This is a genomic window from Fictibacillus marinisediminis, from assembly GCF_023149135.1.
GTDB classification, from domain to species: Bacteria; Bacillota; Bacilli; order Bacillales; family Fictibacillaceae; genus Fictibacillus_C; species Fictibacillus_C marinisediminis.
Genome location: NZ_JAIWJX010000002.1, coordinates 2,599,803 through 2,626,313 on the forward strand (window position 1 = coordinate 2,599,803; position 26,511 = coordinate 2,626,313).

Annotated in this window: 33 protein-coding genes and 1 tRNA gene; 7 read left to right on the forward strand and 27 right to left on the reverse strand. The window is 44.4% G+C overall.

The annotated features are described in order from the left end of the window. Positions 1-9: 9 nt before the first annotated feature. From moaA to comGA, 10 genes are all read right to left on the reverse strand, one after another. Positions 10-1,026 (reverse strand): GTP 3',8-cyclase MoaA, encoded by a 1,017-nt coding sequence (gene moaA / locus LCY76_RS13815; protein ID WP_272885614.1) that lies wholly within the window; start codon positions 1,024-1,026, stop codon positions 10-12. Positions 1,027-1,111: 85 nt separating this feature from the next. Further along, the gene (locus LCY76_RS13820) at positions 1,112-1,288 is read right to left on the reverse strand and encodes a YqzE family protein (protein WP_082683439.1); all 177 of its coding nucleotides are present in this window, start codon (positions 1,286-1,288) and stop codon (positions 1,112-1,114) included. Positions 1,289-1,305: 17 nt separating this feature from the next. Further along, positions 1,306-1,833, reverse strand: coding sequence for a shikimate kinase (locus LCY76_RS13825; RefSeq protein WP_248253117.1), 528 nt, complete (start codon positions 1,831-1,833; stop codon positions 1,306-1,308). Then, positions 1,830-2,204 (reverse strand): competence type IV pilus minor pilin ComGG, encoded by a 375-nt coding sequence (gene comGG, locus LCY76_RS13830; protein ID WP_248253118.1) that lies wholly within the window; start codon positions 2,202-2,204, stop codon positions 1,830-1,832. The genes LCY76_RS13825 and comGG overlap by 4 nt, the downstream gene beginning before the upstream one ends. Continuing rightward, the gene (comGF, locus tag LCY76_RS13835) at positions 2,201-2,641 is read right to left on the reverse strand and encodes a competence type IV pilus minor pilin ComGF (RefSeq protein ID WP_248253119.1); all 441 of its coding nucleotides are present in this window, start codon (positions 2,639-2,641) and stop codon (positions 2,201-2,203) included. The genes comGG and comGF overlap by 4 nt, the downstream gene beginning before the upstream one ends. Further along, complete coding sequence (locus LCY76_RS13840; RefSeq protein WP_248253120.1) at positions 2,638-2,955, reverse strand: hypothetical protein; 318 nt, start codon at positions 2,953-2,955, stop codon at positions 2,638-2,640. Before LCY76_RS13840 ends, comGF begins: the two co-directional genes overlap by 4 nt. Further along, positions 2,939-3,385: a competence type IV pilus minor pilin ComGD gene (gene comGD / locus LCY76_RS13845; protein ID WP_248253121.1), complete on the reverse strand. Its 447-nt coding sequence runs from the start codon at positions 3,383-3,385 to the stop codon at positions 2,939-2,941. Before comGD ends, LCY76_RS13840 begins: the two co-directional genes overlap by 17 nt. Beyond that, positions 3,369-3,674: a competence type IV pilus major pilin ComGC gene (comGC, locus tag LCY76_RS13850; RefSeq protein WP_248253122.1), complete on the reverse strand. Its 306-nt coding sequence runs from the start codon at positions 3,672-3,674 to the stop codon at positions 3,369-3,371. Before comGC ends, comGD begins: the two co-directional genes overlap by 17 nt. 15 nt (positions 3,675-3,689) lie before the next feature. Then, on the reverse strand, positions 3,690-4,727 hold the full coding sequence (gene comGB / locus LCY76_RS13855; RefSeq protein WP_248253123.1) for a competence type IV pilus assembly protein ComGB: 1,038 nt from the start codon (positions 4,725-4,727) through the stop codon (positions 3,690-3,692). After that, on the reverse strand, positions 4,724-5,788 hold the full coding sequence (gene comGA, locus LCY76_RS13860; RefSeq protein ID WP_248253124.1) for a competence type IV pilus ATPase ComGA: 1,065 nt from the start codon (positions 5,786-5,788) through the stop codon (positions 4,724-4,726). Before comGA ends, comGB begins: the two co-directional genes overlap by 4 nt. A gap of 123 nt (positions 5,789-5,911) precedes the next feature. Here comGA and LCY76_RS13865 point away from each other — a divergent pair. Both LCY76_RS13865 and LCY76_RS13870 read left to right on the forward strand, forming a co-directional pair. Further along, a tRNA-Gln gene (locus LCY76_RS13865) sits at positions 5,912-5,986 on the forward strand. 135 nt (positions 5,987-6,121) lie between these two features. Beyond that, positions 6,122-6,367, forward strand: coding sequence for a DUF2626 domain-containing protein (locus LCY76_RS13870; RefSeq protein WP_062235012.1), 246 nt, complete (start codon positions 6,122-6,124; stop codon positions 6,365-6,367). Positions 6,368-6,399: 32 nt separating this feature from the next. On the opposite strand, the gene LCY76_RS13875 is transcribed toward LCY76_RS13870, so the two are convergent. Beyond that, positions 6,400-7,413 carry a class I SAM-dependent methyltransferase gene (locus LCY76_RS13875; protein ID WP_248253125.1) on the reverse strand — a complete coding sequence of 338 codons (1,014 nt, stop codon included), beginning with the start codon at positions 7,411-7,413 and terminating at the stop codon, positions 6,400-6,402. A 67-nt stretch (positions 7,414-7,480) separates the two neighbouring features. Continuing rightward, complete coding sequence (locus tag LCY76_RS13880) at positions 7,481-8,110, reverse strand: MBL fold metallo-hydrolase (RefSeq protein ID WP_248253126.1); 630 nt, start codon at positions 8,108-8,110, stop codon at positions 7,481-7,483. 72 nt (positions 8,111-8,182) lie between these two features. Here LCY76_RS13880 and LCY76_RS13885 point away from each other — a divergent pair, with 72 nt between their 5' ends. Together LCY76_RS13885 and LCY76_RS13890 are read left to right on the forward strand one after the other, a co-directional pair. Beyond that, a complete protein-coding gene (locus LCY76_RS13885; protein ID WP_248253127.1) occupies positions 8,183-8,665 on the forward strand; it encodes a hypothetical protein in 483 nt (160 codons plus the stop codon). Between the two features lie 127 nt (positions 8,666-8,792). Then, positions 8,793-8,975, forward strand: coding sequence for a DUF2759 domain-containing protein (locus LCY76_RS13890; protein WP_053357891.1), 183 nt, complete (start codon positions 8,793-8,795; stop codon positions 8,973-8,975). A gap of 48 nt (positions 8,976-9,023) precedes the next feature. Here the strand turns inward: LCY76_RS13890 and LCY76_RS13895 are convergent, their stop codons facing one another. From LCY76_RS13895 to LCY76_RS13915, 5 genes are all read right to left on the reverse strand, one after another. Next, on the reverse strand, positions 9,024-9,332 hold the full coding sequence (locus tag LCY76_RS13895; RefSeq protein WP_053357890.1) for an MTH1187 family thiamine-binding protein: 309 nt from the start codon (positions 9,330-9,332) through the stop codon (positions 9,024-9,026). Between the two features lie 154 nt (positions 9,333-9,486). Continuing rightward, positions 9,487-10,677 (reverse strand): M14 family metallopeptidase, encoded by a 1,191-nt coding sequence (locus LCY76_RS13900; RefSeq protein WP_248253128.1) that lies wholly within the window; start codon positions 10,675-10,677, stop codon positions 9,487-9,489. Between the two features lie 113 nt (positions 10,678-10,790). Further along, the gene (locus tag LCY76_RS13905) at positions 10,791-11,768 is read right to left on the reverse strand and encodes an ROK family glucokinase (RefSeq protein WP_248253129.1); all 978 of its coding nucleotides are present in this window, start codon (positions 11,766-11,768) and stop codon (positions 10,791-10,793) included. A gap of 27 nt (positions 11,769-11,795) precedes the next feature. Then, positions 11,796-11,987: a YqgQ family protein gene (locus LCY76_RS13910; protein ID WP_248253130.1), complete on the reverse strand. Its 192-nt coding sequence runs from the start codon at positions 11,985-11,987 to the stop codon at positions 11,796-11,798. A 93-nt stretch (positions 11,988-12,080) separates the two neighbouring features. Further along, a complete protein-coding gene (locus LCY76_RS13915) occupies positions 12,081-13,127 on the reverse strand; it encodes a M42 family metallopeptidase (protein WP_248254680.1) in 1,047 nt (348 codons plus the stop codon). A 133-nt stretch (positions 13,128-13,260) separates the two neighbouring features. Between LCY76_RS13915 and LCY76_RS13920 the strand changes: the two genes are divergently transcribed. Further along, positions 13,261-14,127: a hypothetical protein gene (locus tag LCY76_RS13920; protein ID WP_248253131.1), complete on the forward strand. Its 867-nt coding sequence runs from the start codon at positions 13,261-13,263 to the stop codon at positions 14,125-14,127. On the opposite strand, the gene LCY76_RS13925 is transcribed toward LCY76_RS13920, so the two are convergent. The 10 genes from LCY76_RS13925 to LCY76_RS13970 all read right to left on the reverse strand — a co-directional run bounded on the left by LCY76_RS13925 (position 14,108) and on the right by LCY76_RS13970 (position 25,435). After that, positions 14,108-14,851 carry an HAD family hydrolase gene (locus LCY76_RS13925; protein ID WP_272885617.1) on the reverse strand — a complete coding sequence of 248 codons (744 nt, stop codon included), beginning with the start codon at positions 14,849-14,851 and terminating at the stop codon, positions 14,108-14,110. The genes LCY76_RS13920 and LCY76_RS13925 overlap by 20 nt on opposite strands. A 28-nt stretch (positions 14,852-14,879) precedes the next feature. Then, a complete protein-coding gene (locus tag LCY76_RS13930; protein WP_156316364.1) occupies positions 14,880-15,056 on the reverse strand; it encodes a hypothetical protein in 177 nt (58 codons plus the stop codon). A 44-nt stretch (positions 15,057-15,100) separates the two neighbouring features. Continuing rightward, the gene (locus LCY76_RS13935; protein WP_248253133.1) at positions 15,101-15,718 is read right to left on the reverse strand and encodes a molybdenum cofactor guanylyltransferase; all 618 of its coding nucleotides are present in this window, start codon (positions 15,716-15,718) and stop codon (positions 15,101-15,103) included. Further along, positions 15,709-16,500 carry a DUF92 domain-containing protein gene (locus LCY76_RS13940; RefSeq protein WP_248253134.1) on the reverse strand — a complete coding sequence of 264 codons (792 nt, stop codon included), beginning with the start codon at positions 16,498-16,500 and terminating at the stop codon, positions 15,709-15,711. Before LCY76_RS13940 ends, LCY76_RS13935 begins: the two co-directional genes overlap by 10 nt. Then, positions 16,500-17,069, reverse strand: coding sequence for a 5-formyltetrahydrofolate cyclo-ligase (locus tag LCY76_RS13945; protein ID WP_248253135.1), 570 nt, complete (start codon positions 17,067-17,069; stop codon positions 16,500-16,502). Before LCY76_RS13945 ends, LCY76_RS13940 begins: the two co-directional genes overlap by 1 nt. A gap of 243 nt (positions 17,070-17,312) precedes the next feature. After that, complete coding sequence (gene rpmG / locus LCY76_RS13950; protein ID WP_007202187.1) at positions 17,313-17,462, reverse strand: 50S ribosomal protein L33; 150 nt, start codon at positions 17,460-17,462, stop codon at positions 17,313-17,315. Positions 17,463-17,581: 119 nt separating this feature from the next. Further along, entirely contained in the window at positions 17,582-19,549 is a 1,968-nt protein-coding gene (locus LCY76_RS13955; RefSeq protein ID WP_248253136.1) for a glycoside hydrolase family 15 protein, read from the reverse strand. 6 nt (positions 19,550-19,555) lie between these two features. Continuing rightward, entirely contained in the window at positions 19,556-21,967 is a 2,412-nt protein-coding gene (locus tag LCY76_RS13960; RefSeq protein ID WP_248253137.1) for a sugar phosphate nucleotidyltransferase, read from the reverse strand. Further along, positions 21,967-24,756, reverse strand: a complete 2,790-nt coding sequence (locus LCY76_RS13965; RefSeq protein ID WP_248253138.1) for a 1,4-alpha-glucan branching protein domain-containing protein — start codon at positions 24,754-24,756, stop codon at positions 21,967-21,969. The genes LCY76_RS13960 and LCY76_RS13965 overlap by 1 nt, the downstream gene beginning before the upstream one ends. Positions 24,757-24,769: 13 nt before the next feature. Then, the gene (locus LCY76_RS13970; RefSeq protein ID WP_248253139.1) at positions 24,770-25,435 is read right to left on the reverse strand and encodes a DUF4912 domain-containing protein; all 666 of its coding nucleotides are present in this window, start codon (positions 25,433-25,435) and stop codon (positions 24,770-24,772) included. Positions 25,436-25,832: 397 nt separating this feature from the next. Here LCY76_RS13970 and LCY76_RS13975 point away from each other — a divergent pair, with 397 nt between their 5' ends. Both LCY76_RS13975 and LCY76_RS13980 read left to right on the forward strand, forming a co-directional pair. Then, entirely contained in the window at positions 25,833-26,027 is a 195-nt protein-coding gene (locus tag LCY76_RS13975; RefSeq protein WP_091004644.1) for a hypothetical protein, read from the forward strand. Between the two features lie 21 nt (positions 26,028-26,048). Next, complete coding sequence (locus LCY76_RS13980; protein WP_248253140.1) at positions 26,049-26,507, forward strand: hypothetical protein; 459 nt, start codon at positions 26,049-26,051, stop codon at positions 26,505-26,507. The last annotated feature ends 4 nt before the right edge of the window (positions 26,508-26,511 follow it).

Consider the following 26,511-nt stretch of genomic DNA (forward strand, 5'->3'; position numbering starts at 1 on the left):
GGGCTATCTTTAGCCCCCGATATATGACATTTCAATTTTTTCCTTCTTGCCTGCTCCATCTCTTCTCTCATCGGAATAGCGGTCGCCCCGGTTCTTCCAAAGATTTGTGATCATGTTATCCAGGTCATCTTTTGTTGCGCCTTCACGCAGTGGTGTCTTAAAATCCATTCCCTTCGAAGCAAAGAGACAAGTGAACACCTTTCCATCTGCAGAAAGCCTTGCCCGTGTACAGGATGAACAGAAAGAATCACTGATGGAAGAGATGATGCCAATCTCATTTTCCCCATCAGCATATTGATAGCGGGAAGCTACCTCCCCGTAATAATTTTCAGCAGCCGGGAGAAGAGGAAGTTCTGTTTGAATGGCTTTAAGAATTTCTTCCTTTGTAACCACTTCCTTCATGTTCCAGCCGTTCGTTGTGCCGACATCCATAAATTCAATGAATCGCAGGATGTAGGGGGTTTTTTTAAAATAGGCTGCCATCGGCAAAATTTCCTGATCGTTTACCCCTTTGCGGACCATCATGTTGACTTTGACTTTAAGTCCGGCTTCGTGTGCTGCCTTCATCCCTTCTAAAACAGGATCGATACCCAGCCCTCTTCCGTTGATTCTGCCAAAGAGTTCGGAATCCAGAGAATCAAGGCTTACAGTAACCCGTTCCATTCCTGCCTTCTTTAAATCATGAGCGACACGGGGCAGAAGCACGCCATTGGTCGTCAGAGCAAGGTCCTTCAGACCGTGCAGCTGATTCAACCGGCCGATCAGTTCGGGGAGGTTCTTCCTCATAAGAGGCTCACCGCCCGTTATTCTCAGCTTCGTCACACCCAAGGAGATGAAGCGCTCGGCAATCGTTACGATCTCATCGAAGCTCAGCAGCTCCGTTTTTTCTAAGAATGGATAGTCCCCGTCAAAGATTTCTTTCGGCATACAATAGGTGCAGCGAAAATTGCATTGATCAGTGACTGAGATCCGCAAATCTTTAAGCGGTCTTTTCAGCCGATCGTAAATCCCATTTTCTATAGCCATCTATACCACACTTCTTCGTTTAAATGATAATTCAACATTATCATACTTCCAGTAGATTGAAAAATGATAAGAACAAAAGGGAACATCATTTCCGGCGCTTCTTAAACATCAATCCCAGAGAAAAAGGGACCATGCCAAAAAGCGAAACGAGCACAGGCTGTTTTCGTTCCGCTTTTTGCTGTTTTAACATTTGTTTTTCCTCTGGAGACCTGCTCATTCTCTTAACGATCGCTTCAATGACAAACTTAAAATAGGTATTCATAAGATGACATCACCTTTTTATTGTTTGTCACCAGTTTGCCCGAAATCGGAACGCGCTAACCTTGCTGCAATTTCTTCGACCGTTTCTTCTGGCTCATATCCCCCGGTCTCGAGCACCCAATGGCAATCCCGGTAAAGAGGAAGCCTCCTGTCGTACAGCTTCTCCATCTCTATCTTTTTTTCATGATTGAACAATGGCCGGCTTCGGTCTTCTTTCAGTCTCTCAAAAATAGTATCGAGCGGGCAGCTTAGAAAAATAACAAACCCGTTTTCCAGCATGTATTTCCGGTTTTCTGCTGAAACGGCCATTCCTCCGCCCGTCGTAATGATCGCATCCTGCTGAGGAAGTTCAGGAAGGATAGAAGCTTCATAGCCTCTGAACACTTCTTCTCCATGCAATGCAAAGATTTCTGCCACTTTTTGATCGTATTTTTCTTCAATGTAGTGATCGGTATCAACGACCGGCCAGTCTAATCTCTTGCCGAGCAGCGAACCGATCGTGGTTTTGCCGGATCCCATGAATCCTGTTAAAAAAATCGGTTTCAACTTGCACCCTCCACCCACTTCGTAATGCTTTTAGTCTCGCTATTATAATATATAACCACGCTTTTTGTCTGATGGTTTCGCAAACTTGCCGATATTTTTATTTCCATTGCAGGAGGCTGCCCTGTGGACACCACGCAATCCACCACTCCTTGGTCGAACGCGATCCGGCCGGCTGGATCCTTATTTTTCTTTATGCTGTTAATCGCATCCCGGCTGGACTTCTCGATCATTGCATCCAGCTGCAGCCTTTCCCTCTGTGCGTCAATGAACTGTTTCTCACCGATAAAAATGAGAAGCTGATGTGCTGCCAGCATCGAGAGGATAAGACAAAAAACGAGAACAGTGGGGAAAATATATCCGCGGCTATTCATGAAGGATTCACCAGAACATTTTCTGCCTGTCTGGCAAACACGCGTTTATAGACATGGGAGGCTGTGTCAGTGATGGATACCGTAACCAGCTGGCCAGTTACCGAAGGGCGAAACCGCTTTACAGAAAACAGCCAGATTTCATATCCTTGTCCATTGATCTGCTTTCGTATCCGGTTTTGATAGAAGGAATAGGTTACGGACTGTCCAGAAGAAGTGGTTAAGGTCAGTTTCTCTTCGCTTACTTCCGCATTAACCGCTTCCCTTATGGCCTGACCGATCGCTGAATAAAACGATTCCAATTCTTCCATTGAGACACCGCTTTGCACAGGAGGCGAAAGTACTTTTATGAGCAGCGGTGCAAAGCCCGCCAGCACGATAAAGATGGACAGCGCCACCATTGCTTCAACGAGCGTAAACCCTTTTTGGCTAACCTTCATTGTTTAACAACATCACATTCACGATAGGCTCTTCCATTCTTCCCCGTAAATTCAATGCAGATCCTCCCTTCTTTCCTCTTCCATTGAAAGTCTGCCGTACGTCCACGGATTATGGACGTCCCCCCTTCATCACCATTTCCGGATTCAATCATTTTGTTGGATAAAAGCTCTAAAGCCTCTCTGTCTTGCTTAAGAGTGAAGCGTTCTGTATAAAGGGTATGCAAGACCGGGCTAACTCCGCTAATTACGATCGACAAGACACTTAAGGCGAGAAGTGCTTCAAGCAAATAGTAACCATTAGAATCTTTCAGCATAGAACCTGCCTTTTCCCAACAGAAATACCACCTTATATCTGCCAGCATCTGTTTTGATAATCATCGTTCCTGAAGTACTGATGTTTCCTATTTTATTGTACGTAATCTTCAAGGACATCGTTGCAGATTCAAATTGAATCTGCTTTGGGAATTTAACATTCTTATACACTTCGTTCATGCCGGTGGTAATGATATACCGGTTCTCACCCGGGAAAATATGCAAATGAACTAGCTTTTGCTCGTTTATCGCTGTTCGCTGTGTAAAATACAAGTCACGCTTGAATTGCTCGAGAAAAAAATGCACTTCCCTTCCTTTGTAGTATTTCTGCAGTGAGGCGCAGGCAACACTCAACAGGATACTCCCAATCGAAAGAACGATGATCAGCTCCAGCAAGGTATAGCCGTTGATCCGTTCAATCTGCCGCTTCAACGACCGTTCCGCCTTTTAATTCCAGCACGTTTCCGTTCGGACATTTGACCGTATCCACATAGCCTTCCGCCACCAACGTATCTAAATCCGTCAGTTTTTCTTCTTTATCCGCTTCATATGCGCCTACTTGGCCCTGAACCAGATCCAGTGTTGCCTTGCATCCGAGATTTTTAGCGACGCCAAGGTTTTTTGCCATGCTCGGCAGCGCTATTAAAAGCAATACAGAAATGATGAGGAGAACTATCATCATTTCGATCAGCGTGAAACCTTTTTCGTTCATATCTTTCATCCTAACTCTCCTTAATTATTGAATGGAATCCATCATTTTAAACATAGGCAAAAGCATCGAAACAAACATGACAAGAATCATGACCCCTATGAATAGAAACAGTACCGGCTGAACTACAACGATGTACTTTGCCATTTTTTCTTCTGCATAAGCGAGCAGTATTTCACTGTAAGCAATCAATTCTTTACCGAGCATTCCGCAGGATTGTCCATGAACAATAATCATGGACAGCTCAGGAACAAAGTAGCGCTTTTGAGCAACGATATCTTCAAATCTCAGCCCGTTCACGAGCTCTTGTTTCATCAAGGCAGCCTCTGTTCGAAAAAATCGCATGTATTGATTTTGTTCGAGGATCTTTAACGCCTCATTGATCGCCAATCCTCCTTTTAGCAGGCTGCCCAGCTGAATAGAAAATTGATGGGTGATAAGGACAGGAAGTGTCCTTTTTACAATGGGGATTCTTAAGAGCAGCGAGATGCGTTTGGAAGGAGAAATTTTTTTCATGACAGCGATATACGCTGCAGCAGCCGTGACAGTAAACGCAGCAAACAGAAAAAAGAGGAAAGGAACTTTCTTAATTATGGAAATCATTACGATTGTAAAATAAGGGAAATTGATGTCTAAAGAGGAGTACAAAGATAAAAAGTGGGGGATCAGCAAGCGAAACATGATGAAGCATATCGACAAAACGACAGCAAATAAGAATATCGGGTACCTTGCCGCTTTAATGAATCGTTCTTTGATTTCTTCCCTCTTCTGCAGCATTTTGGCACCTTCCATAACACTGAAGCGCAAATCACCATGTTTTTCGGACAACTCAAGAAAGCCGAGCACATCGCTTGAAAATCTCTCTCGTGCCAATGCTTCATGAAGGGAATATCCTCTTTTCAGGCAATCGTACACCCGGTAAAGACCGTCTTGCATCCAGCGGTTCTGATGCAGCTTAAGTATTGCTATCGCTTTTGGGAGTGTGTAGCCCTGTTCCAGCAGCCTGCCAAGGCGCATCAAAAAATCTCCCTGCTGTTTGTTCGACCAGCTCCTTCCCTTTTTCACTGCCTGTCCACCCCCCATCTCTCAAGGCTATGCGCAGGCAGAAATCCTAAAGCAATCCCTTGTTTTATAAAATGATTCAATGTTCTAGCACCATCCGGCCGATCCGTGTTGCCCCGGATCCACTCTATACCTTTTTCCAGCCCGGATCCTGACAGCAGTTCAAATAAACCCATTCTTTTATTTTTTCTTCTCATAAAACAATTAGTGTCGCACACTTCACCGCAATAGGGGCAGCGCAGCGAAATCAACCGCTGAGCAACAATGCCGAGCAGTGTTTGTTCAAGTTCCTGAACGGTCAAACCAAATTCGATCAACCGGAATAAGCAGCCTAATGCGTCTTCTGCATGGACTGTTGAAAGCACTAAATGCCCCGTCATTCCGGCCCGGATCACGAGCTTGGCTGTAGCTTCATCCCTGATCTCACCGATCATGATAACATCGGGATCATGGCGAAGGAGTGATTTAAAGCCTTCCCCATACGTAATTCCTGCTTTTTCATTCACTTCCATCTGCAAAAACAGATCGACTTTCTTTTCCACGGGATCTTCGAGTGTTAAGATGTGGCGGGTATACAAGGATTGGATATGCTGAAGAAGAGAATACATGATGGTCGTTTTTCCTGAACCGGTCGGTCCTGAGAAGAGAATAAGGCCGCTGGCACGCCGCAATAGGAGGGAAAGTCCTTCGAGTGAGTGCGGAAACAGGGCTAAGGATTGAAATTCTGTAGGATGAGTCTGGGGAAGCAAGCGGATGACGAGGCTTTCATGAAAGGCAGTAGGCAGTGTGGAAAGCCTGAGATGAAGGAGATGGTCTTTGATGGTAACATCCATCGAACCGTCCTGAGGCCTTCGGCGTTCACCGATGTCCATACCAGCCTTAAATTTGAAATGGGAAACAAGTCTTTCAAAAAATCCATAGGCTAATTCTTCTACCTGATGAAGCTGGCCATCGATCCTGAACTGGATCAGGCCTTTTTCCCTCATGGGGACAAAATGAATATCTGACGCATTGGTTCTTTCTGCGAGTTGAAGCAGTTCATCACTTTTCTTTTCAATTGGCAACGCGTTATCACCTTCTTTCTTAACTTAAAGGTAACTTTACGACATAATCTGCTAAATCCCTTCAAAAAGTTCACACTTTCTTGCATAAAATTTTCGACACTACCCATACTAAAATTATTCCGATGGGCTATAGCCAAGTGGTAAGGCAACGGACTTTGACTCCGTCACTCGTTGGTTCGAATCCAGCTAGCCCAGCCATCTTTTACGAAGAACACCTGCCATGTGTTCTTTTTTTGTTTTTCCAAATCCAGTTAGAATGGCATTTACAATCCAGTAAAAATTCATATATAATACAGAGGGAATGAGTTCTTCGGTGAAAAGGGAGGGATACATATGGCAAGAATGTACAAGGTCTTGGGCTTTTGGACTGGGATTATCGCAGTAATGGCCTATCTTGGGGACTTAACCAACATGTCACTGTTGTTTTTGGGCCAAACTATTTTATTTGTTTCACTAAGCTACTTAAATTTATCTGAGCGTATGTATATTTACATTTTTGGAGCTTATCTAACAGTCTTTTTTGTAGGTTTTACATACTGGACAACGTTCATGATGACTCCCGGAGCGGGCGGCCATTAATCATTAAAAAGAAAAAAGAAAACGGTTGCCGTTTAACGGCAGCCGTCTTTTTTTTGGATTAGAACTTGAAAATAAGAGCTGATGGAGTTCTCCATGATCAGGGAACGGATCGCTCTGTTCTTCTTATGCACAGGTGAGAACGGATCTTGGCTGCCAGTATCGCGCAGATGATCTAGAATCCCGTTCTCCAGAAGAAAATCTGTCTGCTTTTGAAAACCATCCGCCCGGAATCCTGCTATTTCACCGATCGTTTTTACACTGTCCCAATGAACATGAGACGTTAGGTCCATCTCCCCGGGGAATTTCAGCGGATCGTTGATTTGCTGATGACGAAAATAACCGCGCAGACTTCCGTTTAAAAGATGGGGCATGTCCCACTCTTCCCTCGTATATCCGTAATCGACGAGCACTACTGCTCCGTTTTCAACCCAACCATAAAGATCGTTAAGCCAGTGTGTCATAGCCAGCGGAACCTCTATGGTCTGCCCGATGGAAAGCCCTCCGAGGTGTTCTGCGATCCAAGCGCCGAGTTCTGCATTAACCAATGGTTGTTCCTGCTCTACCAGGTTTCCTGTCACATCCATTGATACCATGATTTCAGTCATACCTGTTTTTTCCTGTTTAACAACATGAACAGGCATCGCATCAAGAAGTTCATTGGCAAATAGAATCCCTTGAAAAAATGGGTATTCAGCCTTCATGTCTTCAAGAGAAAAATAATGGATGAAACGATCCTCAGAAAGCTTGTCCTTTATTTTTCCTGCATGATAAGGACTTGACTCAACCACGATATATTCCATGTTCGGATAACCTTTGGCCTCCCATTCCTGGAGGACGCTTTTGGCAAACCTGCCGTCCCCTGCTCCGATCTCACAAAGAACAAAAGGAAGCTGCTGTTCCTGGAACATTCGATAAAACGCGTTTGCCCAAACGGCTCCAAAAGCATCGGCAGCTGCACTGCTCGTATAAAAATCCCCGTTCTTTCCAATCTTCACCCGCTCGTTTTGATAATAGCCCAATTGAGGAGCATACAGGGCCAGCCTCATATATTCCTCATAGGATATGACCTGGTTTGGCGAGTTTTTTATCTTCTCCCTGATCAAAGAGAGCATTTTAAAAACCGCTTAAGAAAGGATTGGAATCCATTTCGGCGCCAATCGCTGTCTCCGGTCCGTGGCCCGAAAGAACCATCGTTTCTTCAGGAAGGTTCAACAGCTTTTCATGAATGCTCTTCAAGAGCAGCTCCTGATTCCCGCCATATAAATCTGTCCTTCCGATACTTCCTGCGAAAAGAGCGTCTCCAGAGAAGACCGTTTCCATGCTTGAAACATAATAAGATACACTGCCAGGAGAATGTCCTGGAGTTTCCAGCACCTGCAGGGAAATGCTGCCGATCTGCAGCTCTCCTTCCTCCGTGATCAGATGGTCTGCTTTTTTTGCTGTTATATCCTGCATGAAATGAGCGGAACCGTTCTTGTTCGGGTCTTCCAGCCAGTCCTTTTCCTTTTTATGGACATATACAGGAATCTGCCATTTTTCCCTTACATCGTCTACGGCACCTATATGATCAAAATGGGCATGTGTCAGCAATACAGCAAGCGGCTTTACCCCCCGTTTTTCAACCAAGGAGATAATCTTTTTGCTCTCGCCGCCCGGGTCAAAAATGATCCCCTCCTTTTTTTCATTCCATAAAACATATGTATTCTCCTGAACTGGTCCGACAGTCAGCCGTTCCCATTTCATATGTATCCCTCCATTGCATTCTATTTCCCCCTATTTTACACTAAAATTAAAAAAGATGCGGAGGAGATGGCTTTGTCGCTTTGTTATGGAATTGAGATAAAACAGGTTTCTAAAAAACACCCTGCTGCTGCAGCGCAAATTGTCAGAAAGACAGCCGAACTGGCCAATGTGTTCGACCGGAGCGGAGAGATCATTATTGTAAAAACGATGGAAGAAGCTCTTGCACTAAAAGCCTATTATGGAACGCAGAACTATTTCGAAGAGTTGCATCCCCTGTACTCTCCAGAATTCTTCCAGCCTACAGACCGTTTTTGGGACTATGGATTCCGATCAGCTTCTCAACACTTTTACCTCTTTGAAGACACTGTTCTATCCTTCACGATAAACGGAGGTACCAGCCAGGAGATCAGCATGGCCCTGTTTCAGCTCGACGAACATTTAATTGGGACAGAACAACGGGACCACAGCTCAAAGTACTTCGTTGACAAAGAAGAAAAAGAACTGATCGAAAAGTATGCAAGTGCTTACAATATTGCCATTACCGTCCAATCTTAATAAAATGGAGACTGTACAAAAGTTAACAAAACAAGTAAAATAGTACAAGGCAGTACCCGGATTTTTTGCTATACATAGGGAATTCAGTATTTAAGTAGATTACTCCAGAGTAAGGGGGGCATAGGATATGGCTTTAGCCATTATTTTCGCAATTGTTACAATTTTTGCTGCTCTAGGTTTACTGCGGTCATTAAAAATTAAGAATATGTTAGGTTCTGGTTTTGCGTTTCTTACATTTGCCGTATTTGGCTGGTTTACCATCATGACCTTTATCGATTTGTTCACAGGCGGAGGCTCTACAGGCCACTAAACCGAACAGCAAAAAACCATCCGCGAAGTATCGCGGATGGTTTTTTATTTACCCTTGCATTTTGTTCCGTACGCTTTCCAGTTTGGATTTCATCGTAGATTTCTTGTCTCTTCGGTCATCAATGCGGATATTTGTAGCCACCCGCTGTATGCCTTCCTGAAAGGGCGCTTCATGCATTTCTTTGATGACGTTTAATAAAACATCCAGCTCCCCTTCTACAATGGTGTTCATCGGAGTCAGTTCGTAGTTAATCTGATCATTATATTTTTCAAGAACACGCTGTATTCCTGCAACATATGTACTGACACTCGGGGATTCTGTCCCGATCGGGATAACCGTAATGTCTATAATAGCCATAATAACCTCCTGAGTTAATAGAATCGAGAATACTAACAGTGTACCATGATTTAACTCATAAGAAAAAAACAGCACCTAGTGAAGTGCCCCCAATTGTTAGTTTGGACTCACAATTGGGGGCACTTCTTTTATGGCTGCTGGTTTCTCCGCTTCTTTACATGTACAGGCTGGCCAGAAATATTCCAAGCGTATCTTTATAAATTTCCTGGAATTGCGAAAGAGGAAGCGGATTTACACCGATCCCCAGTTCGATAGTAAAACCCGGTTTGCGAAACTCCTGTATGAACCAGTCTTTGTATCCCGCGTAACTGTCTACGTAGCGGACTGCTTTATAGCCGCTTACACGTTCGAATTCTTCGGCGATCTTTTCGGCTTCATCCGGTTCTTCCTTCTCAAAGCCCCAATAAAATTCTTTCCCTTGGGTGTGAAGAGCGATAACACGGTCAAAATTTTCGTCGACCGTCAGATTGGCTATCGCCTTCGCTTCGGGCTCGGAAAGCGGATAATCTCCCGGATAATCTCTTGGAGCCGGTTCTGCCGGCTTTCTAGCTTTTTCGATCTCCCACCGTGCCGGAAGCTGGTTGTTTAAATCCACTCCCCTGATGTTGGCCTTCCAGTCTTTAAAATTGGGATGCTGCTTGTTTAAGGTTTTGACCAGGCTGCGGTACGGCTCTATATCGGGCGGACCCTGCAGGACGAGATCGACTCCATCAGGATCGACCATTGGAACGGCTGACAGCGTCGCTGATTCGTACAAAGGCAGCATATTGATTCCCCGGATGGGTGTATTATTTGTCAGCGCCAACAAGTAATCGTTTAAAAAAACCATCAAGATGCCAGTCGTTATCCATTCATTTGCATGAAAAGAGGCATTCACGTGCACCTTCTTTGGCCCTCTTCCGCATTTCAGCTGAACAAGGTCTTTTTTTAATACCGATTGTCCAAAACAGTCAGAGCGAATGAAGGGATAAAGAGAGCATAAACGCTGAAGATCGTATTTCAGAACAGTATAATCATACGGCACACCGACTGAAACGACACGGTGTACCGCTCGTTCCGGAACATTCACGACCATTCCCTCTTCAAGAAGCTGTGCATTATTTTCCTGATTCAATATAAACAAGCCATCTAAAGAGACATTGTATCTCCTAGAGAGGGAATGGAATGTGTCTCCTTTTTTTACCGTATGCTCATGATGAAAATAGCCGGGAATGAGCAGCGAAGATCCGGGCAGCAAATATTCGGGATCAGTTTGCAAGTTGGAATCCAGCAGCAGCTGTAAGGGGAGTCCGAATAATTGGCTGTAATAAGAAAACGTGTCTCCTTTTCTTACCGTTATTTTCATAAGCTCCTCCTCATCATGTAACCTCTACCTTTCAGTGTATTCAAACAGAAGTTAAGTCATGAATGAAAAGAAAAAACCATGCTGGGCATGGTTCTTAGAACGCTATGGATCGTTTATAAAATAGTTTCCTCATGCAATTTTTTCGCCATCCAGGCTCCTCCATATACACCTGCATCGTTTCCTAGTGAAGCAATAGCAAATTCCGCTCCTTCTTTTACACGCGGAAGAGCAAACTTATCAAAGTTTTGTTTGACAGGCTGAAGGATTTTATTTCCAGCTTTAGACACTCCGCCGCCAAAAACAATTTTCCCTGGATTGATCGCATTCCCAAGGTTCGCGATCATAAAACCGAGGTGATATCCCACGAGCTCCAAGACATACAGCGCCAGCTCATCCTTCTTATCAGCAGCGTCAAAAACATCCTTAGAAGTGATTCCATCCTCTTTTTCCTGTTCTTTATGAAGAATGGAATCCGGATATTTTTCCAAACCTTCACGAGCAAGGCGGCAGATGCCTGTAGCAGATGCTATGGTTTCAATACACCCGGTTTTTCCGCAGTTGCATGGTGCACCACCTTCAGGAATGGCTGTAATGTGCCCGATTTCTCCTGCCATTCCGTTGGTTCCGTGAAGAATTTTCCCATTGGCGACGATTCCGCCTCCGACACCGGTGCCAAGTGTTACACAAAGGAGGTCTTTGGCTCCATCGCCGGCCCCCCTCCACATTTCTCCGACAGCTGCAAGATTGGCATCATTATCTACGACTACAGGCAGTCCGGTCTCCATTTCCAGACGTTCTTTCAGCGGGAAGTTTACCCAGCCGATGTTGACCGCATGGTAGATAAATCCGCGGGACAGATCAATAAATCCAGGAGCTCCCATTCCGATTCCATTGAGCCTGGATTTCTTTTCACCAAGCTCCTCCAGAACAGAGTCGATGCTTTTCGCAATATCTGTTGTGATATTTTTTCCTTTTTCAGAGATGTCCGTTGGGATCTCCCACTTCTTGATCAGATCACCATAGTCGCTGATAAATGCCATTTTAATTGTTGTCCCGCCAAGATCAACGCCTACATACCATTTCTCATTCATAGCTGTCACCCTTTTATATCAATTTTATTAGCTGAATTTTTGATAGTTAGCTTTAATAATCAGCAGTGCCATCTTAAATTCCTGCTGATCGATCAAACCTGAATCGTACAGGGTTCTTACTTCATCCTGCATCAGCTCAAGATCAGCCATCCGGTGTCCGGTATAAATAAAGATTCCAAATCTCTTTAAGAGCTGCTGCACATCATATAGATTTTTCATTTCATCACCCTGATTATTATAGCAGAGACTAAAGAAAAAAACCGCTGAAAAGACAGCGGTTTCTCTCTGTTTCTTATGAAAAAATCTTTAAACTCATAAGACCAGTTCAGACTGCATGTAATGAAGCAGCAAAGTCGCCGTATGCCGCAAGGACTGTACGTGTGTGCGTTCATAGGCATGTGAAGCATCGATCCCAGCTCCTACCAATCCGTGCTTAATGTCATAGCCGGCTTTAATGGCCGCCGATGCATCAGAGCCGTAAAAAGGATAGATATCCACACGGTAGTCGACACTATGCTTTTCAGCCAGTTTGACCAAATGTTTGCGCAGTCCGTAATGATAAGGGCCGCTGGAATCTTTTGCACAGATCGACACCGTGTACTCATCGGTCGCCTGCCCGTCACCGATCGCGCCCATGTCGACTGCGATATATTCAACCGTCTCTTCTGAAATATTGGAATTTCCGCCGTACCCGATCTCTTCATTGTTTGAGATCAGGAAATTCACTGTATAAGGCAGCTCAATCCTTTGATCTTTAATCACTTTAATAAGATGCATCAATATACCGACGCTTGCTTTATCATCGAGATGCCTCGACTTAATAAATCCGCTCTCTGTTATTTCCACCCTTGGTTCAAAGGATACGAAATCCCCTACCGAGATACCGAGTTTTTCTGTCTCCTCTTTTGTTTTCACCGGCTGGTCGATCCGAACTTCAATATTCACTTCGTCCCTTTTTGCGTCACCCGCATCTTTATAAACATGGACAGACGTCTGATGCATTAGGATGGTCCCTGTATAAATTTTTCCGTCAGTTGTATGTATCTTGCAATATTCTCCTTCGACTGCGTTCCAGCGGAATCCTCCAATCATGGTGAGCTTCAGGCGCCCGCTGCCTTTTATCTCTTTCACCATGGCACCCAGCGTATCCACATGCGCCGTCAGCAAACGATGCTTCGTATCGTTCTTTCCTTTAAGTGTCGCGATCAGCCCGCCTTTATGGTTAATGTAATACGGAACGTTTTCCTTAGTCAGAAAATCGCTCACATAGGAAATCGCGTGATCTGTATAGCCGGATGGGCTTGGAATACTGACTAAGTCCTTAATATTCTGAAGTATTTCTTGTTCATTGATCATGATGTGCCTCTCTCCTATAATCGTCTAGTTCTTCCCTATAAAATTTCTTTCCTTCTCCTTAAATTCCTTCTTCTTTCTTGTGATGACCATGCATAAACATGGAACAACAGTCTGTCCAGCGGGGTGGTTAATTCCTATGAAAATGAGAAATTGGCTTGGTGTCGTTCTGCCTGTTTTTTTCGCAATACTCTTTTTTATGTATCATTTTGGAAAGGAACCTGTCAAAGAAAGTATCATCTTTTTTCCCATCGACAGCCAAGTGACCTTCACAAAAGCATATACGAATGTCTCTTTGGGCGGCTCAACTGCTGAAAACTATACGCTCAACTGGGATGTATCATCTGAAACGAACAAGTCAGCTTATCTTCGGCAAGATATTTCCATGCTGTATGCAAACGGTGTATTAACAAGCACGATGAACAAATGGGAACAGGACACCAGGACACTTAATCAGTCTAAAAAAGTGCCTGGAAGGAACGATCAATTGTCTCAGAGTGTCAGCTATCACTATGCAGAAATTCATAAAAATGAAGACACCTATCGCAGCGCCCAGGCGATGAGCAAAAAAAATCTTTATGTCTATCACAAAGGCAGCTCCTTTTCTTCTTTCCAAAATCCAAAGAACAGCAGTGAGCGATCTGTAAAAACCAAATTGGATGTTAAGACCTATTCATTTCTTCAGCAGACCTGGAGCGGGGCCAAACAGTTCTACAATGTGAACGGCGCGAATTATAATGCTGTGGCACTAAACGATCTTCCCCAGTACCAAAACAGTCCGCTCCCTGGTTTCACACAAGACCAGACGAATAAAATTATCGGCAACCTGTGGGAAGGGCTATATAAAAATTATTTTCTCGGTGTCAAGAAAAGCAATGGATCCAAAGTGAGCCCCATCGGCAGCAGTATGCCGCTTATCCTGTTCAGCAAGGATAAGACTCATTTGATGGTTCTGTTTAAGCTCAAGGATGGAGAGTATATCCAGCTCATTCAATATACGAGATAAGAAGCTGATTCAGTTCAGAGACCGAAGCAGCTCTTCTGTATTCCAAATGACTGCCTTGTGTTTTCGGCTCACTCCTTCTTGTAGTGAGCCAGACCGCTTTCCATCCGGACACGGTGGCAGGAAAAATATCCTGGTCCCAAGAATCACCGACATATAGAGGATTGCTGCAATCCGTTTGCTCTTGAATCTTTAGAAATATGACGGGATTGGGTTTTTGTACATTCATCTCGTCAGATATAAAGACATGTTGAGGCTTTATCCAGTTTGTAAGGTTTAAGGCCTCTATTTTATTTCTCTGAACCGTTTTCTCTCCATTGGTAATGATGCCCATCAACATTTTACGATCACATAGTTCCTGTAATAGTTGTGAGACCCCTGCAAACAGCTGACAATACGATGGGATGTATGTTCTGAGACGTTCTTCAAAAACAGCAGCAGCCCTATGGGATCCTGCTTTCAGTCCGCATGCCTGCAAAGAAGTTAAAAATCTTTTGTTCTGATACGCGGTACGTGAAAGATCGCCGCACTCATAGCCAGCCCAAAAATAGTCACAGTATGTTTTGAATATTCTAAACCAATCCAGTTCAAGATTCATTTTGGTGCACCCTAATATCATCCGTTCCCCATACATCTCTGTAAAGCTTTGCATAGCGGCAAGCCCAAAAGTACGGTCATAATCAAAAAGTGTATTATCAAGGTCAAAAAAGATTCCGTTTGCTTTCATACCAAAAAGAAGAGGCGCGAACAGCGCCTCAGAACATTTCCTTCATAAATTTATCCCGCAAACCCGGAAACGACATCATTCGGCCAACCGCGAATCTCCGGAGCAAAGGCACTCCCAGTATGACATTGAGCAGCCGATATCTGTACTGATAACCTATCAGGATCAAGGCAACAACAAGGGCAAGCTTGAATATAAATCTAGTCACAGAGCATTCCTCCTTGCTCTTACTTTTTGCCATGATTGTGCAAATTATTCCCTGAGCCCTTTTTCAATATAAAGGGAGTAATCTTCCTGTGTATTAATATTTATAAAATCATGTGGATTCCAGTCACCGCAGAGTTCATCGATGTACTTCGTATTCACAGATTGCAGCAAACCATACATGCTCCTCTTCCCTTCAGTAAGAAGCTTGTATATGACCGGTTTGCAGCTCTTATGGTAAAGTGCGGCAAGCGGCTGCTGGCGTTCTTTCACGACAGGCACAACAGCCTGAATTCCCGGAGTACACAACGCAGCGGTTAAAAGGATCTCATATATTTCAGTTCTCATGAGAGGCATATCACACGTGATGACCGCGTACCAGTCAGCTCCTTCTCTGATGTTCATCGCCGTAAGAATTCCCGCCAGGGGCCCTTGTCCTTGCAGGTATGGAAGGTCCTGGATCACCATTGCAGATGAAGCGGACAGTTTATGTGCGATGGATGGATGTGCAACGAGATAAACAGAGGATACAGCAGGTTTCAAACAAGAGACAGCCCGTTCATAAAAATATTCACCATCATAATGAGCAAATGCTTTATGAATGGGGAAACGGGACGATTCTCCCCCGGCAAGCACTACACCCGTACAATTCATTTTCATAACCATAGGATCAGCACCCCTGTTGCTAGTCCTGCTGCTGCACTGGAAACAAAATTTACGGTATTGTTCGTGACGGCAGGCCAGCCTTTTAGTTTGCTGCATTTTACTCCGCAGTGATCCGCCTCTTCCACTTCAATTCCGCATACCTTACATCGGTAGGAAAGCTGAATGGTCCCGCCGATCAGAGTATCGAGAACATTGCCAAAAAATCCGGCAATGCCCACAGCCAAGAAGACGATAAAGGCCCGGCCGCCATGAAAAAACAGTATTGCCCCTGCCACACTGATCACAAAAGAACCCAGTGCGGCTGCCGTGAGCCCAAGGGGAGACACCGCGCCCGATATTCCTTTTTCTACCCGTTGTCTTCGGAGGATATGATATGGTTTTGCTCTAGAGAGGACTCCCACTTCAGATGCCCAAGTATCAGCTGCGGCTTCTGCCAAACTGCCGAGCAAGAGAAGCAGCCAAAAAGGATGCGGAAACATTAAATAGCCTGCTCCTGCAAAAAACGCGCCGCCTCCATTCGCAAAGACCTGTCCCGCATCTCTCCCTTTTGATTCTTTTACGAGTGTTCTTATCTGCTGCTTTTTCACTTTTTCCCATTTACTTAAAAGTGAGGAGCTGATAAAGAAAAGAAGGAGTATGCTCAGCCCGCTGAAACCAAAAGCCCCATAAACAACCATACCCATTCCCCAGCTGGCAATCGCTCCGCTCAGTGTGAGCATTTTAAGTTTAAAGGCTGCAAAAACAAAGCAGCCCAGGATGATGCCAAAGACGAACCATCCCATCAGAATTCCGCCTTATGAACACCTAGATCTGATACAATCCATTGGACAGGAATATCGAACGGTTCAACAGGTATCGAATGTGAGAGCTGAAAGTCGAAAGCCAAAGAAACCGTATTTCCTTCATAGGATGCCAGGTACCTGTCATAAAATCCGCCGCCAAAACCGATGCGGTAACCTTCTGGACTAAAGATCAAGCCAGGTACGATCATCAACTCGATATTATAAGCAGAAGAAAGCTGAGTTTTGGAACGAATCGGTTCATAAAGGTCCATGTATACATTTTCAAGGTCCTCAAAAGAGGTGATCTTATAAAAATCCATCGCCCTCTCCCCATCAGTGCTGCACTTTGGAACACTCACTTCTTTTCCTTCGACCCATGCTTTTTTTATAATCTCCCGGGTATCTACTTCAAATCCCCTCGAAATCGTAATCCCGATATGCTTCGCGTTCGACCATAACGGCATGTTGAATAACTGCCTGGCAATATCTTTACTCTTCGTTTTATGTAACGTTGAGTCCAGGGACAGCAGTTTGTTTTTCATTTCTTTTCTTAAGTTCTTCTTCTCCATACCGCATCTCCTCTTAAAAATCATTCTCATTCTTATTTTACCAGTTACCTGTCTAACGGCAACTGTATACTTACTGTTATTCCCTGCATCAAAACTTCCTCCATACAGCAAGGACTGCCGTTATCATTACGTTTTTTTATTTTCATTTTAATTCCCTGAAGAAGTGATGAAGAGAAAAAAAACGGAAATAAAAAAGCCACCTAATCCCTTGTCTACCAAGGGTTTAGGTGGCTTTTCCTTACATTACTTCGTTTCACGGTGCAATGTATATTTTTTTAGTCTTGGGCTGTACTTTTTAAGCTCTAAGCGCTCTGGGTTATTACGTTTGTTTTTCTTCGTAATATAGTTGCGATCACCAGTTTCAGTGCAAGCAAGAGTGATGTTTACACGCATGTATTTTCCCTCCAAACCTTAACCATTACAATAATGGCGTACTGCTTTGATTGATTTGTTTCCAAATTAATTCATACTTTAATATAATACCAGACACATTTAATTTCAGCAAGTGCATTTTATTCAAGACGTTCATAAGCTTGAATATAATCGACAACGACATCCACGAAGGTCGCGTGGGACCATGTTAATGGGGCGACGGACAGCGGTTCACCAGAGAATGGATGCAGCTGCTCAGGCAGAACTCCGCTTGAAAATGCGTGGGAGACCACCCAGTGCAAGTATTCCCTGCATTGCTTGAGGCCGTTCCGGTCAACGGCTGCAGCAATTTTCCATTTCGCAAGCCACAGTGTACAGATTAGCCAAGGATTGCCTGGCACCTTCTCCACTTCATGGGTCTGCTGAAAATAATAATCGTTAAAATACCGTGCGACTCCGCCAATCGGTGTTTTGATATACAGCTCCCGCTCAATCGCCTCCATCGTAGACTGCACTCTTCCATCATTGACGGAAAAAACACCGAATGCAAACAAGCCGTACATGCTGCTTTCTATCGTATAATCTTTTGTTATTTCCCGATTTTCCTCGTTCAAGTAAATTCCCCGGAGGAACCGGCCGGCTTCTTGATCGTAAAGATGGTTCTCCATTCCTTTTTTTACGCGCTCTGCTCCCGCTTTGTACCTTGCAGCCCTGTCATCTTCCCCAAATAAAAGAGCAAAAGAGTGAGCTGCCATCAAACCTCCGTAAACAGCCGAGCACGTAAACGAAAAGATTCCCCTTCTTTCTTCCCACAGGTCATAAGACGGATTGGGCAGATCAAGCTCTTCATCCATGAACTGAAGAAGAAAACGGGCACCCGGCCTTACAAGCGATCGGTAAAGAGATTGGGCAAATTCGATATCCCCGGTCTCTTTGTAGTGCTCCCAAAACGCCCATAATACGAGTGCCGTTTCATCCTCTTGTATCGGCAGCTGTTCTTTCCCGTCTTTTCCGACAGTCGGATGCCAGCTTGAACCGATCGATCCGTCCGGATTGTATTTATGGTGCAGAAATCCTTCTTTCGTCAGCACCTCTGCACACCTTCTATAGAAATTTTTCACCATCCCCTGATAGCCGGCTTTGGCGATTGCCGCTGCCACAAGTGCGCCGTCCCTCGGCCACATGTAGCTGTAATGATCCCGGTTATATTGCTGGATATCAGAATCATTGGCAGCCATGATATAGCCATTTTCATTTGTCTGAGTCCGGACAATGAGCAGGCTCCGTTTATACAGAGCTAAAATCTCTTCCTCCAGATCTGTATCTGGAAGCGGTGATTTATTCGCCCATCTCCTCCAGTAGATCATGATCTTATCAATAGTCAATGATGGTCCGATTTCTTTGATGTATTCGTTCAGTGCAAGGATCTCTTCCCTGTTCCTTCCAATGGTCATCCAATAAAAGGCTTCAACGGTTTCTTCCCCTCGAACTTCATGTTCCACAGAAAAGGTGCTGTCTACAGATCCCTGGGCGATCGGATTAATGTGCAGCGATCCATCCTCGGCATCCTTCCATGTTCCTTCAGCGCTTTGGAACCGTTTGATTCCTGTCGTATACTGTGATATGCCGTTATCTCCAAAAAGAGCATTAAACAAAAAATAGCGATTCTTTTTGTAATGGATAATAGACCTTGAATCCGGGGCGTAAAAAGCAGTATCTCCAACCTCTGTCTCATAAATATTTAAATCCTGATGAAAAAAGAGCCGGATTTTCTTTTCCTTCTTCGAGGTGTTCGTCACTTTTATTCGGCGCAAAAACATATTTTCACGCTGATGAACACCGTCTTCAAATACAAGGCGAATGCCCATCTGTTTGTTTTCAGCCGTACAGCAGGTTACAAGAGAATCTTTATGATAGTCCGTATGGACGCTCCAGAGTTCCGAAGACAGCCAGGAGAAATGGCCATCTGACCATATCCCCACTTTGTTTGCGTGTCCCTGAACGTGATTTTGCTGTCCGACATAAGGATAATAAATGTCTCTAATCTGAAGGTGCTGATCAATGTTTACGAGAATTTTTCCGTTTCCGGCTACAAGCTGCCTCGGCATGATCCATTAAACCTTCTGATACAGCCGGATTTTATCGATGAACTCGGCTGCAGCTTCTTTCGCCTGATCCATGTTCGATCCCTGCGAATACACAGTGAAGACCGGCTGTTCTACGTCCGGAAGAATCAGTGTCCAGCCGCCTTCAGGATGAAAGACTTTGATGCCGTCGACGAGTTCCACATTATTATCACGGATATCCTCCATAAGCTTTCTCATGACTTTTCCTTTTTTATCCCATGGACAAGGAACATACTCTCTCAGCATATTCACATTTGGGAGCAACCCTACTAGTTCTGACAGTGTGATCTTCTGGGTAGCCATCATCTCCAGGATGTGAATGAGGGCAAACTGGGCGTCATACTGAAAATTCATCACCCCGCTGCCGACTTCCATAATGGATCGGGGATTGGCTTTCGTGCGGATGAGCCTTCCGTTCAAACGGCCGGCCAGGCTGTCAAGGTCAGAAGAACCATAGACCGGGATGGCCATTTCGTTTTGTTTTCCTTCGTAAAACGTCACGAGAACATATAGAGAAAGCATCGTTTCCTCATCGAGCAGTTTTCCAGACTCCGTGATCAGGCTGAGCGTTTCTCCGGCCTCGCCGACAAGAATCCCAAGATTGGCATTCGTCACTCTGACAAAGGAAGCCATTTCCTCAGGTCCCGTCTCAGATGGAACGGTCAAGAACTCACAATCCAATTTATGAAAAAGGATAGGAATAAAGCTGAGATACGGCTGGTGATTATAGTTTACAACGATTCGAAACTTTGAATTTCTGATTCTTTTTTTATTGACGGTCTGTAAAAGGGCTTCAATATACTCTTCGTTTTTATAATTGTTGTAGGTACCTTTGCCGATCATGTCAAAAGCGGCACGTCGGTAATCTTCTTGCCAATAAGCATTCTCGATCTTCCGTTCCTGATCAGGATGGATCGGCAGGCCTTTGTGGTCATAGAACTCGATAAACACTTGCTTTTCTCCGCCTCTGTTTGAAAAACGGATGTAGACACCGCCCTGAAGATTATCCATCTCAATCGCAAAACGGACGACAGGAGCTACCGTAGGGCTCGTATCAAGTGTATTTACCCCTGATGACAACAATCCCTGGATAAAGGCCTGTTTAATCATTCCGGAGAAAGAATGAGAATCACTGGCGATCGCGATGTTGGATCCGTGAGGCAGCACAGCTCCATACGCAGAAGCAAGCCTTGCGATATAATCAGGTGTGATCTCTACATTGGCGATCCCTGAGACCCCGCGGCTGCCGAACAATGACTTGGTCGCTTTTCTTCCCCAGATCAATGAAGTATGCACAAGTGCTTCATCGTAGATCTCTTTTTCCGGCCAGATTTTCACTTCCGGCTTTAAAGTGGAGCGTTTTCCGATCTTGCAATGATTGCCGACAACAGCATGCTCATAGATCGCTGCTCCCTGCTCGACCATCGTTCCATTTGCAATGGTTGCACCCCTCAGCTCGCTTTCAGATCCCACATAAACATCATGCCAAAGAATGCTTTTCTTTAATGACGCTTTAGAAGAAATGACATTATTCCGTCCAATGACAGAATAACTTTTTATATCCGCTCCTGCCCTGACGACTGTTCCATCCGCAATATGTACCGGCCGTTCCAGTTTTGCGCCGTCTTCAATGACAACATTGTTCCCGACCCAGATTCCCTGGTCGATCTCATGCCCTGAGAACGGCAGGTTGACAAGGCCATCCAGCATGTCTCGGTGTGATTGCCGGTACTGATGGAGGCTTCCGATATCCGACCAGTAGCCTTCTGCCGGGTAGCCATACAATGGCCGCTCTTCTTTCATCAGGAGAGGGAACAAGTCTTTGCTGAAATCCGTCTGAAAATCCTTCTCCATATATTGAAAAATTTCCGGTTCGAGGACATAAATGCCGGTGTTGACTGTATCGCTGAATACTTCATTCCAGCTTGGTTTTTCAAGGAAACGGATGATCTCTCCGTTCTGATTGGTCATGATGACGCCGTATTCAAGCGGAGATTCGACCTGTTTCATAAAGATCGTAACGAGAGAGTCCTTTTCCTGATGGTATTGGATTCCCTTTAGTAGATCAAAATCCGTCAAGGCATCACCGCTGATCACGATGAAGCGCTCATCCAAGAAATCTTCTGCGTTTTTAATGCTCCCTGCTGTCCCTAGCGGCGTCGTTTCCTCAAAATAATGAAGGTTAACGCCAAAGTCACTGCCATCTCCAAAATAATTTTTGATGGCCTCTGGCATATAATGAAGCGTTACTGCGATATCCGTGATGCCATATTTTTTCAGCAGCTCAATGCTGTACTCCATTACGGGTTTATGCAGCAGCGGCACCATTGGTTTAGGCAGATTGCAAGTCAGTGGACGAAGACGGGTTCCTTTTCCCCCAGCCATTATTACACCTTTCATTATACACAGCCCCTTATACCGGATTTTTCTAAACATTGTTCATACAGTACGCTTGTTTGTTGAGCAATTTCTTTCCAGTTAAATACGGTTTCCGCTTCTCTCTTGCCGTTGATGGCGAGAGTGCGCCTTAAAGGCTCATCTTGAGCAAGCGTCAGGACTGCCCATGCCAGACTTTCCGGATTGCCGGGATAGATTTTCAGCCCGGTCTCTTCATGGCGGATAATGTCTCTCAGTCCGCCCGTATCTGAAACAACGGTGGCTTTTCCTGCCACCATCCCTTCCAGGGCAACAATGCCGAATGGTTCATACAGGCTCGGAAATAACGCAATATCGCATTCCGACAGGATCCGGTTTCTGTCATCATCTGATACAAAACCGGTAAAAGTAACGTAGCCTTCAAGTCCCTCCCTATGAATTCGATCGCGATATTCATCCAGCATCGGACCTTTGCCGGAAATCATAAACTTGATGTTGCCCATCCTCTGTTTGACCAGATGTGCGGCTTCGATGATGGTCTGGAATCCTTTTTCTTTTACTACACGCCCTACTGAGAAAACAAGAATTTCATGGTGCTCTTTAAAACGGAAACCATCCAAAACCTCTTCTGTCTGAATCAGTTCAGGATCAACCCCGTTTGGAAGGATATGAATCTTTTCTTCAGGTAACCTGAACACCGAGGCAACTTCTTTTTTCATATATGGGCTGCACACAATGACTTGGCTCGCTTCATAGCAAAGTTCCCACTCTTTTTGATTGATCTCATATTGAAGGGCGTTATGAATACCATTGTTGCGGCCATGTTCGGTCGCATGGATCGTCGCGATCAGCGGGATATTCAGTTCCTGCTTTAATCCTTTAGCGGCCACACTGACAAGCCAGTCATGGGCATGAATGCAATCAAAATCATTTTTTTTGGAAAGCTCTCTCCCTTGATCGGCGATCGCAAGGTTCAGGCTGCCCGTCCAGTGGAAGAACTCCTCGGTCTGAGGCTGATTAGACCTTACTCGATAAACGTATATTCCCTGGTTGATCTCATAGTCAGGATAACCGTCTATATGGCATGTGACGACATGCACCTCGTGGCCTTGTTTAACTAGCGTTTTGGCTAGATCAAATACATGACGGGCGAGCCCGCCGACTACCATTGGCGGAAACTCCCAGGATAGCATAAGGATTTTTCGTTTTTCTTGTTCAGGCTTCTGGTTGTAATGCTGCTGTATATAGAGGTCATGCGGAGTTTCAAAATAACTTGTATCAATACTTTTTAAAAATGGAAAATCCTTTTCAAAAGCTTCGATTGATGCAGTAGTATTTGGAGTTTGCTGTAACAGTTCCTTGATGGTATGGAATCGTTCAATATGGGTTTTAAAACGCTCATTGGCATACTGTGCTGATGTTTCATTATCAATGATAAAGGCCCAGTCTGAGCTGGCAGCCAGCATCCATTCCCTAATCAACTGTTGAACGTAGCGTTTTGTAACAGGTGTGAGCGGCGAGTGCTGAGCAACGGCTGATATGATCTCTCTTTCACATTTATGCAGATGCCGGTACATCCACGCATTCTTCTCATTTAACCAGACTTCTCCGTATTCATTGCGTCCCCAAGTTGAAAAAGAAGCGTGTACAGTTTCAAGGTCACGGTAATGGCGGGTGATGAATTCAGATGGAGTAATCCATTCTACTCTTCCGGCACTTGCCTGCTGAAACGCAGAGATCCAATCTGTACCCTCGAACCACCAGTGCCCGAACAATTCAGCATCAAAAGGTGCCGTAATAAGATGAGGAGGGAAGCATTCGTCTTCCTTTTCTCTGAGCCGGGTTTCTATTGTCTCTGTAAAGTGCTCTGCGTGCTGTCTTATTTTTCCTTCTGCCCATTCACGGACATAGATCTGTTTATCTTCGACGGGACCTGTGATCCGGTGATATTTCAGGCCGGTATCGATCCTGATTCCTTCTGGATGGATATGAGGAAGGATATAATCAAGCTCCCTGTTATAGGCGATATCCCGGTAAAATTCACGGTAGTCTACATCACCCGGATAACCGTTCACCGAACTCCATACTTTTCCTGATATTTCGCGGTTTCTTGGAAATAGTGCCACTCCATGCGGCGAGTAGACGGGGGAACCGATGCCTCGTGCAGATTTGGGGCTGCTGTTCAGGAGCGTTTGTTCATCGACAAATGTGTACAGGATACCTTTCTGATGGAGCAGCTGATCGATGCCGGGAGTGTACGCACACTCCGGGAGCCAGAATCCTTTAGGTCTTTCTCCGAAATGATGTTTAAATGTTGCGATACCCATATCGATTTGAGCATGTAAGGCTTCGTGGGTCTGAACGTAAGGTAAGAACGTATGTGTAGCCGCTGTTGTGAAGCATTCGACTGCTCCCGCCGAATGGTAGTGTTTAAAACCATTGAGCAGATTCTGGTTCCATTTAAAAAATGTGTCCCGAATGTTCTTATAACGCTCACTGTAAAATTGGATGGCTTTCGCTTCGTCTTGATCGAGAGTGCGAAGTTTTTCTTTTTTAATGAGATTTTCCGTACTATCCAGATACTCCAAATATCTTCTTTGCAGTACAGGGTCTGACAGCATTTCCATCACCGGCGGCGAAAAGGAAATACTCCAGGTGAAGCCTTCAGGCTGACGCTCAAGCACCCAAAGCAGCGGGATGTAGGTCTCTGTCATTGCTTCGAACACCCATCGTTCTTCGAGCCGGTTAGCCTCTCTGTGCTTTACGTAGGGAAGATGGGCATGCAATATAAATGTGAAATAGCCACTTTTCATTGATTTAGAGCTCCTATCTGATTTTTTGATAGTATGAATAACTGCTGAAATTTTCCATCCACTCTGGTACATCAGCGTTACCATTCTTCCAGTTCATAATGCTCCCGTTACGGTATTCATTTGACTGGTCCCTCGGTGTCTCTACAGGATTAGATCTAAGCACTGTGAAGAAGCTTCCATCAAACGTCCTTGTTCCTACATCAATGACATAGGTACGATCAGGTTCCAAGTGCTGGATAAACCAGTTGTTGGTCATCTCAGGGATCTCGATTTCAAAGTTTCGGTGTGCGTTATGACCCTGGAAGATGATATCTGTAACATCATAGATTTTCATTCGTTTAGGCAGTTCACTCCAGGGAGTTCTGAAGTGGTGTTCAACCATCTTTTGCTTCATGGACGAAATACTCCAGTATACATAAATACTATTTGGGGACTGAACCATGGCAAACAAAGTATCTTCGTCAAATTCGTATGGCATCACCCACTGGATGCTATGCTCCTGTTTTGGAGGATCTGCCAGAATCAGTTCCTCTGCATTCTCCTCTTCCCTCACTTTTCCGGCTTCTTGCCGATACTTGTTCCACCGGTATTGCACTTTGCCGAGTGAGAGGTTCATCTTTTCGGCGATCTGCTGAAGGGTAAGACCCTTTTCCTTCATTTTGACGATCTCATTAATCATATTTTTCACCCCGGTCGTTTAGTTAGACATTGGTCTATTACATCTTGCAGAATAGTATTTATATGCCTCCCTATTAATTTGAAGTAATCGTATCATCACAAAAATTTTTTCACAATAAACGGAAATTGTAGAAAAATGTAGGTTGCTTAGCATGTCTGATAGAATAAGCTTTGTAAATTTTTTGAAACCGTTTGCTTTACAAACTATTTACAGAATAGTATTTAAAATCGTCATTTTTCTACAAATCTTTGAGCAGATGCAGCAGTTTGCTAAATAAGGTGGTCAAAGGGGATGTCGAAACACCGCAAAAACTTCGACAATTTGGCGAAAAATCTACTCTTCACATGAATACTATGGTATAAAAATAAGTGGTATGTTTTTATAAGAGGAGGATACAATGGAAATTATCATTTTTTCCCTATTGGCATTAGGAATCATTTTACTCGTCATCTCGTTCCGCAAGGACAAAAGCAATAACCTGGAAGTACAGTTTGAAAACTTTTCGATTCAATTAATGAAAGAAATGTATCAAGTAAAGAAAAAGCTTAAAGTGCTTGAAGATGAAATGATGATCAACGAGAAAGCTAAATAAATTAATTACGAGGGATTCATGATGACAAATAATACATTAAGAGGTTTCTCAGCCGGGATGATCCTGGCTACAGGATTAATTGCAGGAGTTTACTTTACACAGGCTCCTCCGGAAAAAGAAGCCGAATTAAATGACAATACAGTCAATACATATCTACACTCCAAAAATATGACAGCTATTACAACCGAAGAACTTCAAACCCTCAAAGCAAGCCGGACAGCTGCTGCACCAAAAGCGAGTGAGCCTGCTACTGAAGGGAAACCTGCAGAAAAAGTAGTCTACAACACTACTTTGCATGTTTCAAGAGGTATGAGCACAGGAGAGGTTTGTGACTTCCTTGAAAAAGAGAAGATCATCAAGGACGGCAGATCGTTCCTTAAATATCTCCGCAGCCATAAGCTTGAAGGGGAAGTCAGGTTTGGAAGTTATAAGGTGAACAGCAAGATGAATTTCAAAAAGCTTGCTGACACCCTCACCTAATACA

What these genes read in the sequence shown, in the direction of transcription:
- LCY76_RS13870 (WP_062235012.1), top strand. Translation starts at nt 6,122, where the DNA reads ATGGCAAGAATGTACAAGGTCTTGGGCTTTTGGACTGGGATTATCGCA.
- moaA (WP_272885614.1), bottom strand. Translation starts at nt 1,026, where the DNA reads ATGGCTATAGAAAATGGGATTTACGATCGGCTGAAAAGACCGCTTAAA.
- LCY76_RS13895 (WP_053357890.1), bottom strand. Translation starts at nt 9,332, where the DNA reads ATGGCTATTATAGACATTACGGTTATCCCGATCGGGACAGAATCCCCG.
- LCY76_RS13960 (WP_248253137.1), bottom strand. Translation starts at nt 21,967, where the DNA reads ATGAAAGGTGTAATAATGGCTGGGGGAAAAGGAACCCGTCTTCGTCCA.
- LCY76_RS13920 (WP_248253131.1), top strand. Translation starts at nt 13,261, where the DNA reads ATGAAAATGAGAAATTGGCTTGGTGTCGTTCTGCCTGTTTTTTTCGCA.
- LCY76_RS13925 (WP_272885617.1), bottom strand. Translation starts at nt 14,851, where the DNA reads ATGAAAGCAAACGGAATCTTTTTTGACCTTGATAATACACTTTTTGAT.
- LCY76_RS13970 (WP_248253139.1), bottom strand. Translation starts at nt 25,435, where the DNA reads ATGATTAATGAGATCGTCAAAATGAAGGAAAAGGGTCTTACCCTTCAG.
- LCY76_RS13875 (WP_248253125.1), bottom strand. Translation starts at nt 7,413, where the DNA reads ATGAGGCTGGCCCTGTATGCTCCTCAATTGGGCTATTATCAAAACGAG.
- LCY76_RS13890 (WP_053357891.1), top strand. Translation starts at nt 8,793, where the DNA reads ATGGCTTTAGCCATTATTTTCGCAATTGTTACAATTTTTGCTGCTCTA.
- LCY76_RS13945 (WP_248253135.1), bottom strand. Translation starts at nt 17,069, where the DNA reads ATGGAGAAGAAGAACTTAAGAAAAGAAATGAAAAACAAACTGCTGTCC.
- LCY76_RS13820 (WP_082683439.1), bottom strand. Translation starts at nt 1,288, where the DNA reads ATGAATACCTATTTTAAGTTTGTCATTGAAGCGATCGTTAAGAGAATG.
- LCY76_RS13940 (WP_248253134.1), bottom strand. Translation starts at nt 16,500, where the DNA reads ATGGGATGGTTCGTCTTTGGCATCATCCTGGGCTGCTTTGTTTTTGCA.
- LCY76_RS13905 (WP_248253129.1), bottom strand. Translation starts at nt 11,768, where the DNA reads ATGAATGAGAAATGGTATGTAGGCGTTGATCTTGGCGGGACAACAATT.
- LCY76_RS13975 (WP_091004644.1), top strand. Translation starts at nt 25,833, where the DNA reads ATGGAAATTATCATTTTTTCCCTATTGGCATTAGGAATCATTTTACTC.
- comGF (WP_248253119.1), bottom strand. Translation starts at nt 2,641, where the DNA reads ATGAAGGTTAGCCAAAAAGGGTTTACGCTCGTTGAAGCAATGGTGGCG.
- comGC (WP_248253122.1), bottom strand. Translation starts at nt 3,674, where the DNA reads ATGAAAGATATGAACGAAAAAGGTTTCACGCTGATCGAAATGATGATA.
- LCY76_RS13880 (WP_248253126.1), bottom strand. Translation starts at nt 8,110, where the DNA reads ATGAAATGGGAACGGCTGACTGTCGGACCAGTTCAGGAGAATACATAT.
- LCY76_RS13910 (WP_248253130.1), bottom strand. Translation starts at nt 11,987, where the DNA reads ATGAAAAATCTATATGATGTGCAGCAGCTCTTAAAGAGATTTGGAATC.
- LCY76_RS13900 (WP_248253128.1), bottom strand. Translation starts at nt 10,677, where the DNA reads ATGAAAATAACGGTAAGAAAAGGAGACACGTTTTCTTATTACAGCCAA.
- rpmG (WP_007202187.1), bottom strand. Translation starts at nt 17,462, where the DNA reads ATGCGTGTAAACATCACTCTTGCTTGCACTGAAACTGGTGATCGCAAC.
- LCY76_RS13935 (WP_248253133.1), bottom strand. Translation starts at nt 15,718, where the DNA reads ATGGTTATGAAAATGAATTGTACGGGTGTAGTGCTTGCCGGGGGAGAA.
- comGG (WP_248253118.1), bottom strand. Translation starts at nt 2,204, where the DNA reads ATGAATAGCCGCGGATATATTTTCCCCACTGTTCTCGTTTTTTGTCTT.
- LCY76_RS13840 (WP_248253120.1), bottom strand. Translation starts at nt 2,955, where the DNA reads ATGCTGAAAGATTCTAATGGTTACTATTTGCTTGAAGCACTTCTCGCC.
- LCY76_RS13965 (WP_248253138.1), bottom strand. Translation starts at nt 24,756, where the DNA reads ATGAAAAGTGGCTATTTCACATTTATATTGCATGCCCATCTTCCCTAC.
- LCY76_RS13955 (WP_248253136.1), bottom strand. Translation starts at nt 19,549, where the DNA reads ATGCCGAGGCAGCTTGTAGCCGGAAACGGAAAAATTCTCGTAAACATT.
- LCY76_RS13980 (WP_248253140.1), top strand. Translation starts at nt 26,049, where the DNA reads ATGACAAATAATACATTAAGAGGTTTCTCAGCCGGGATGATCCTGGCT.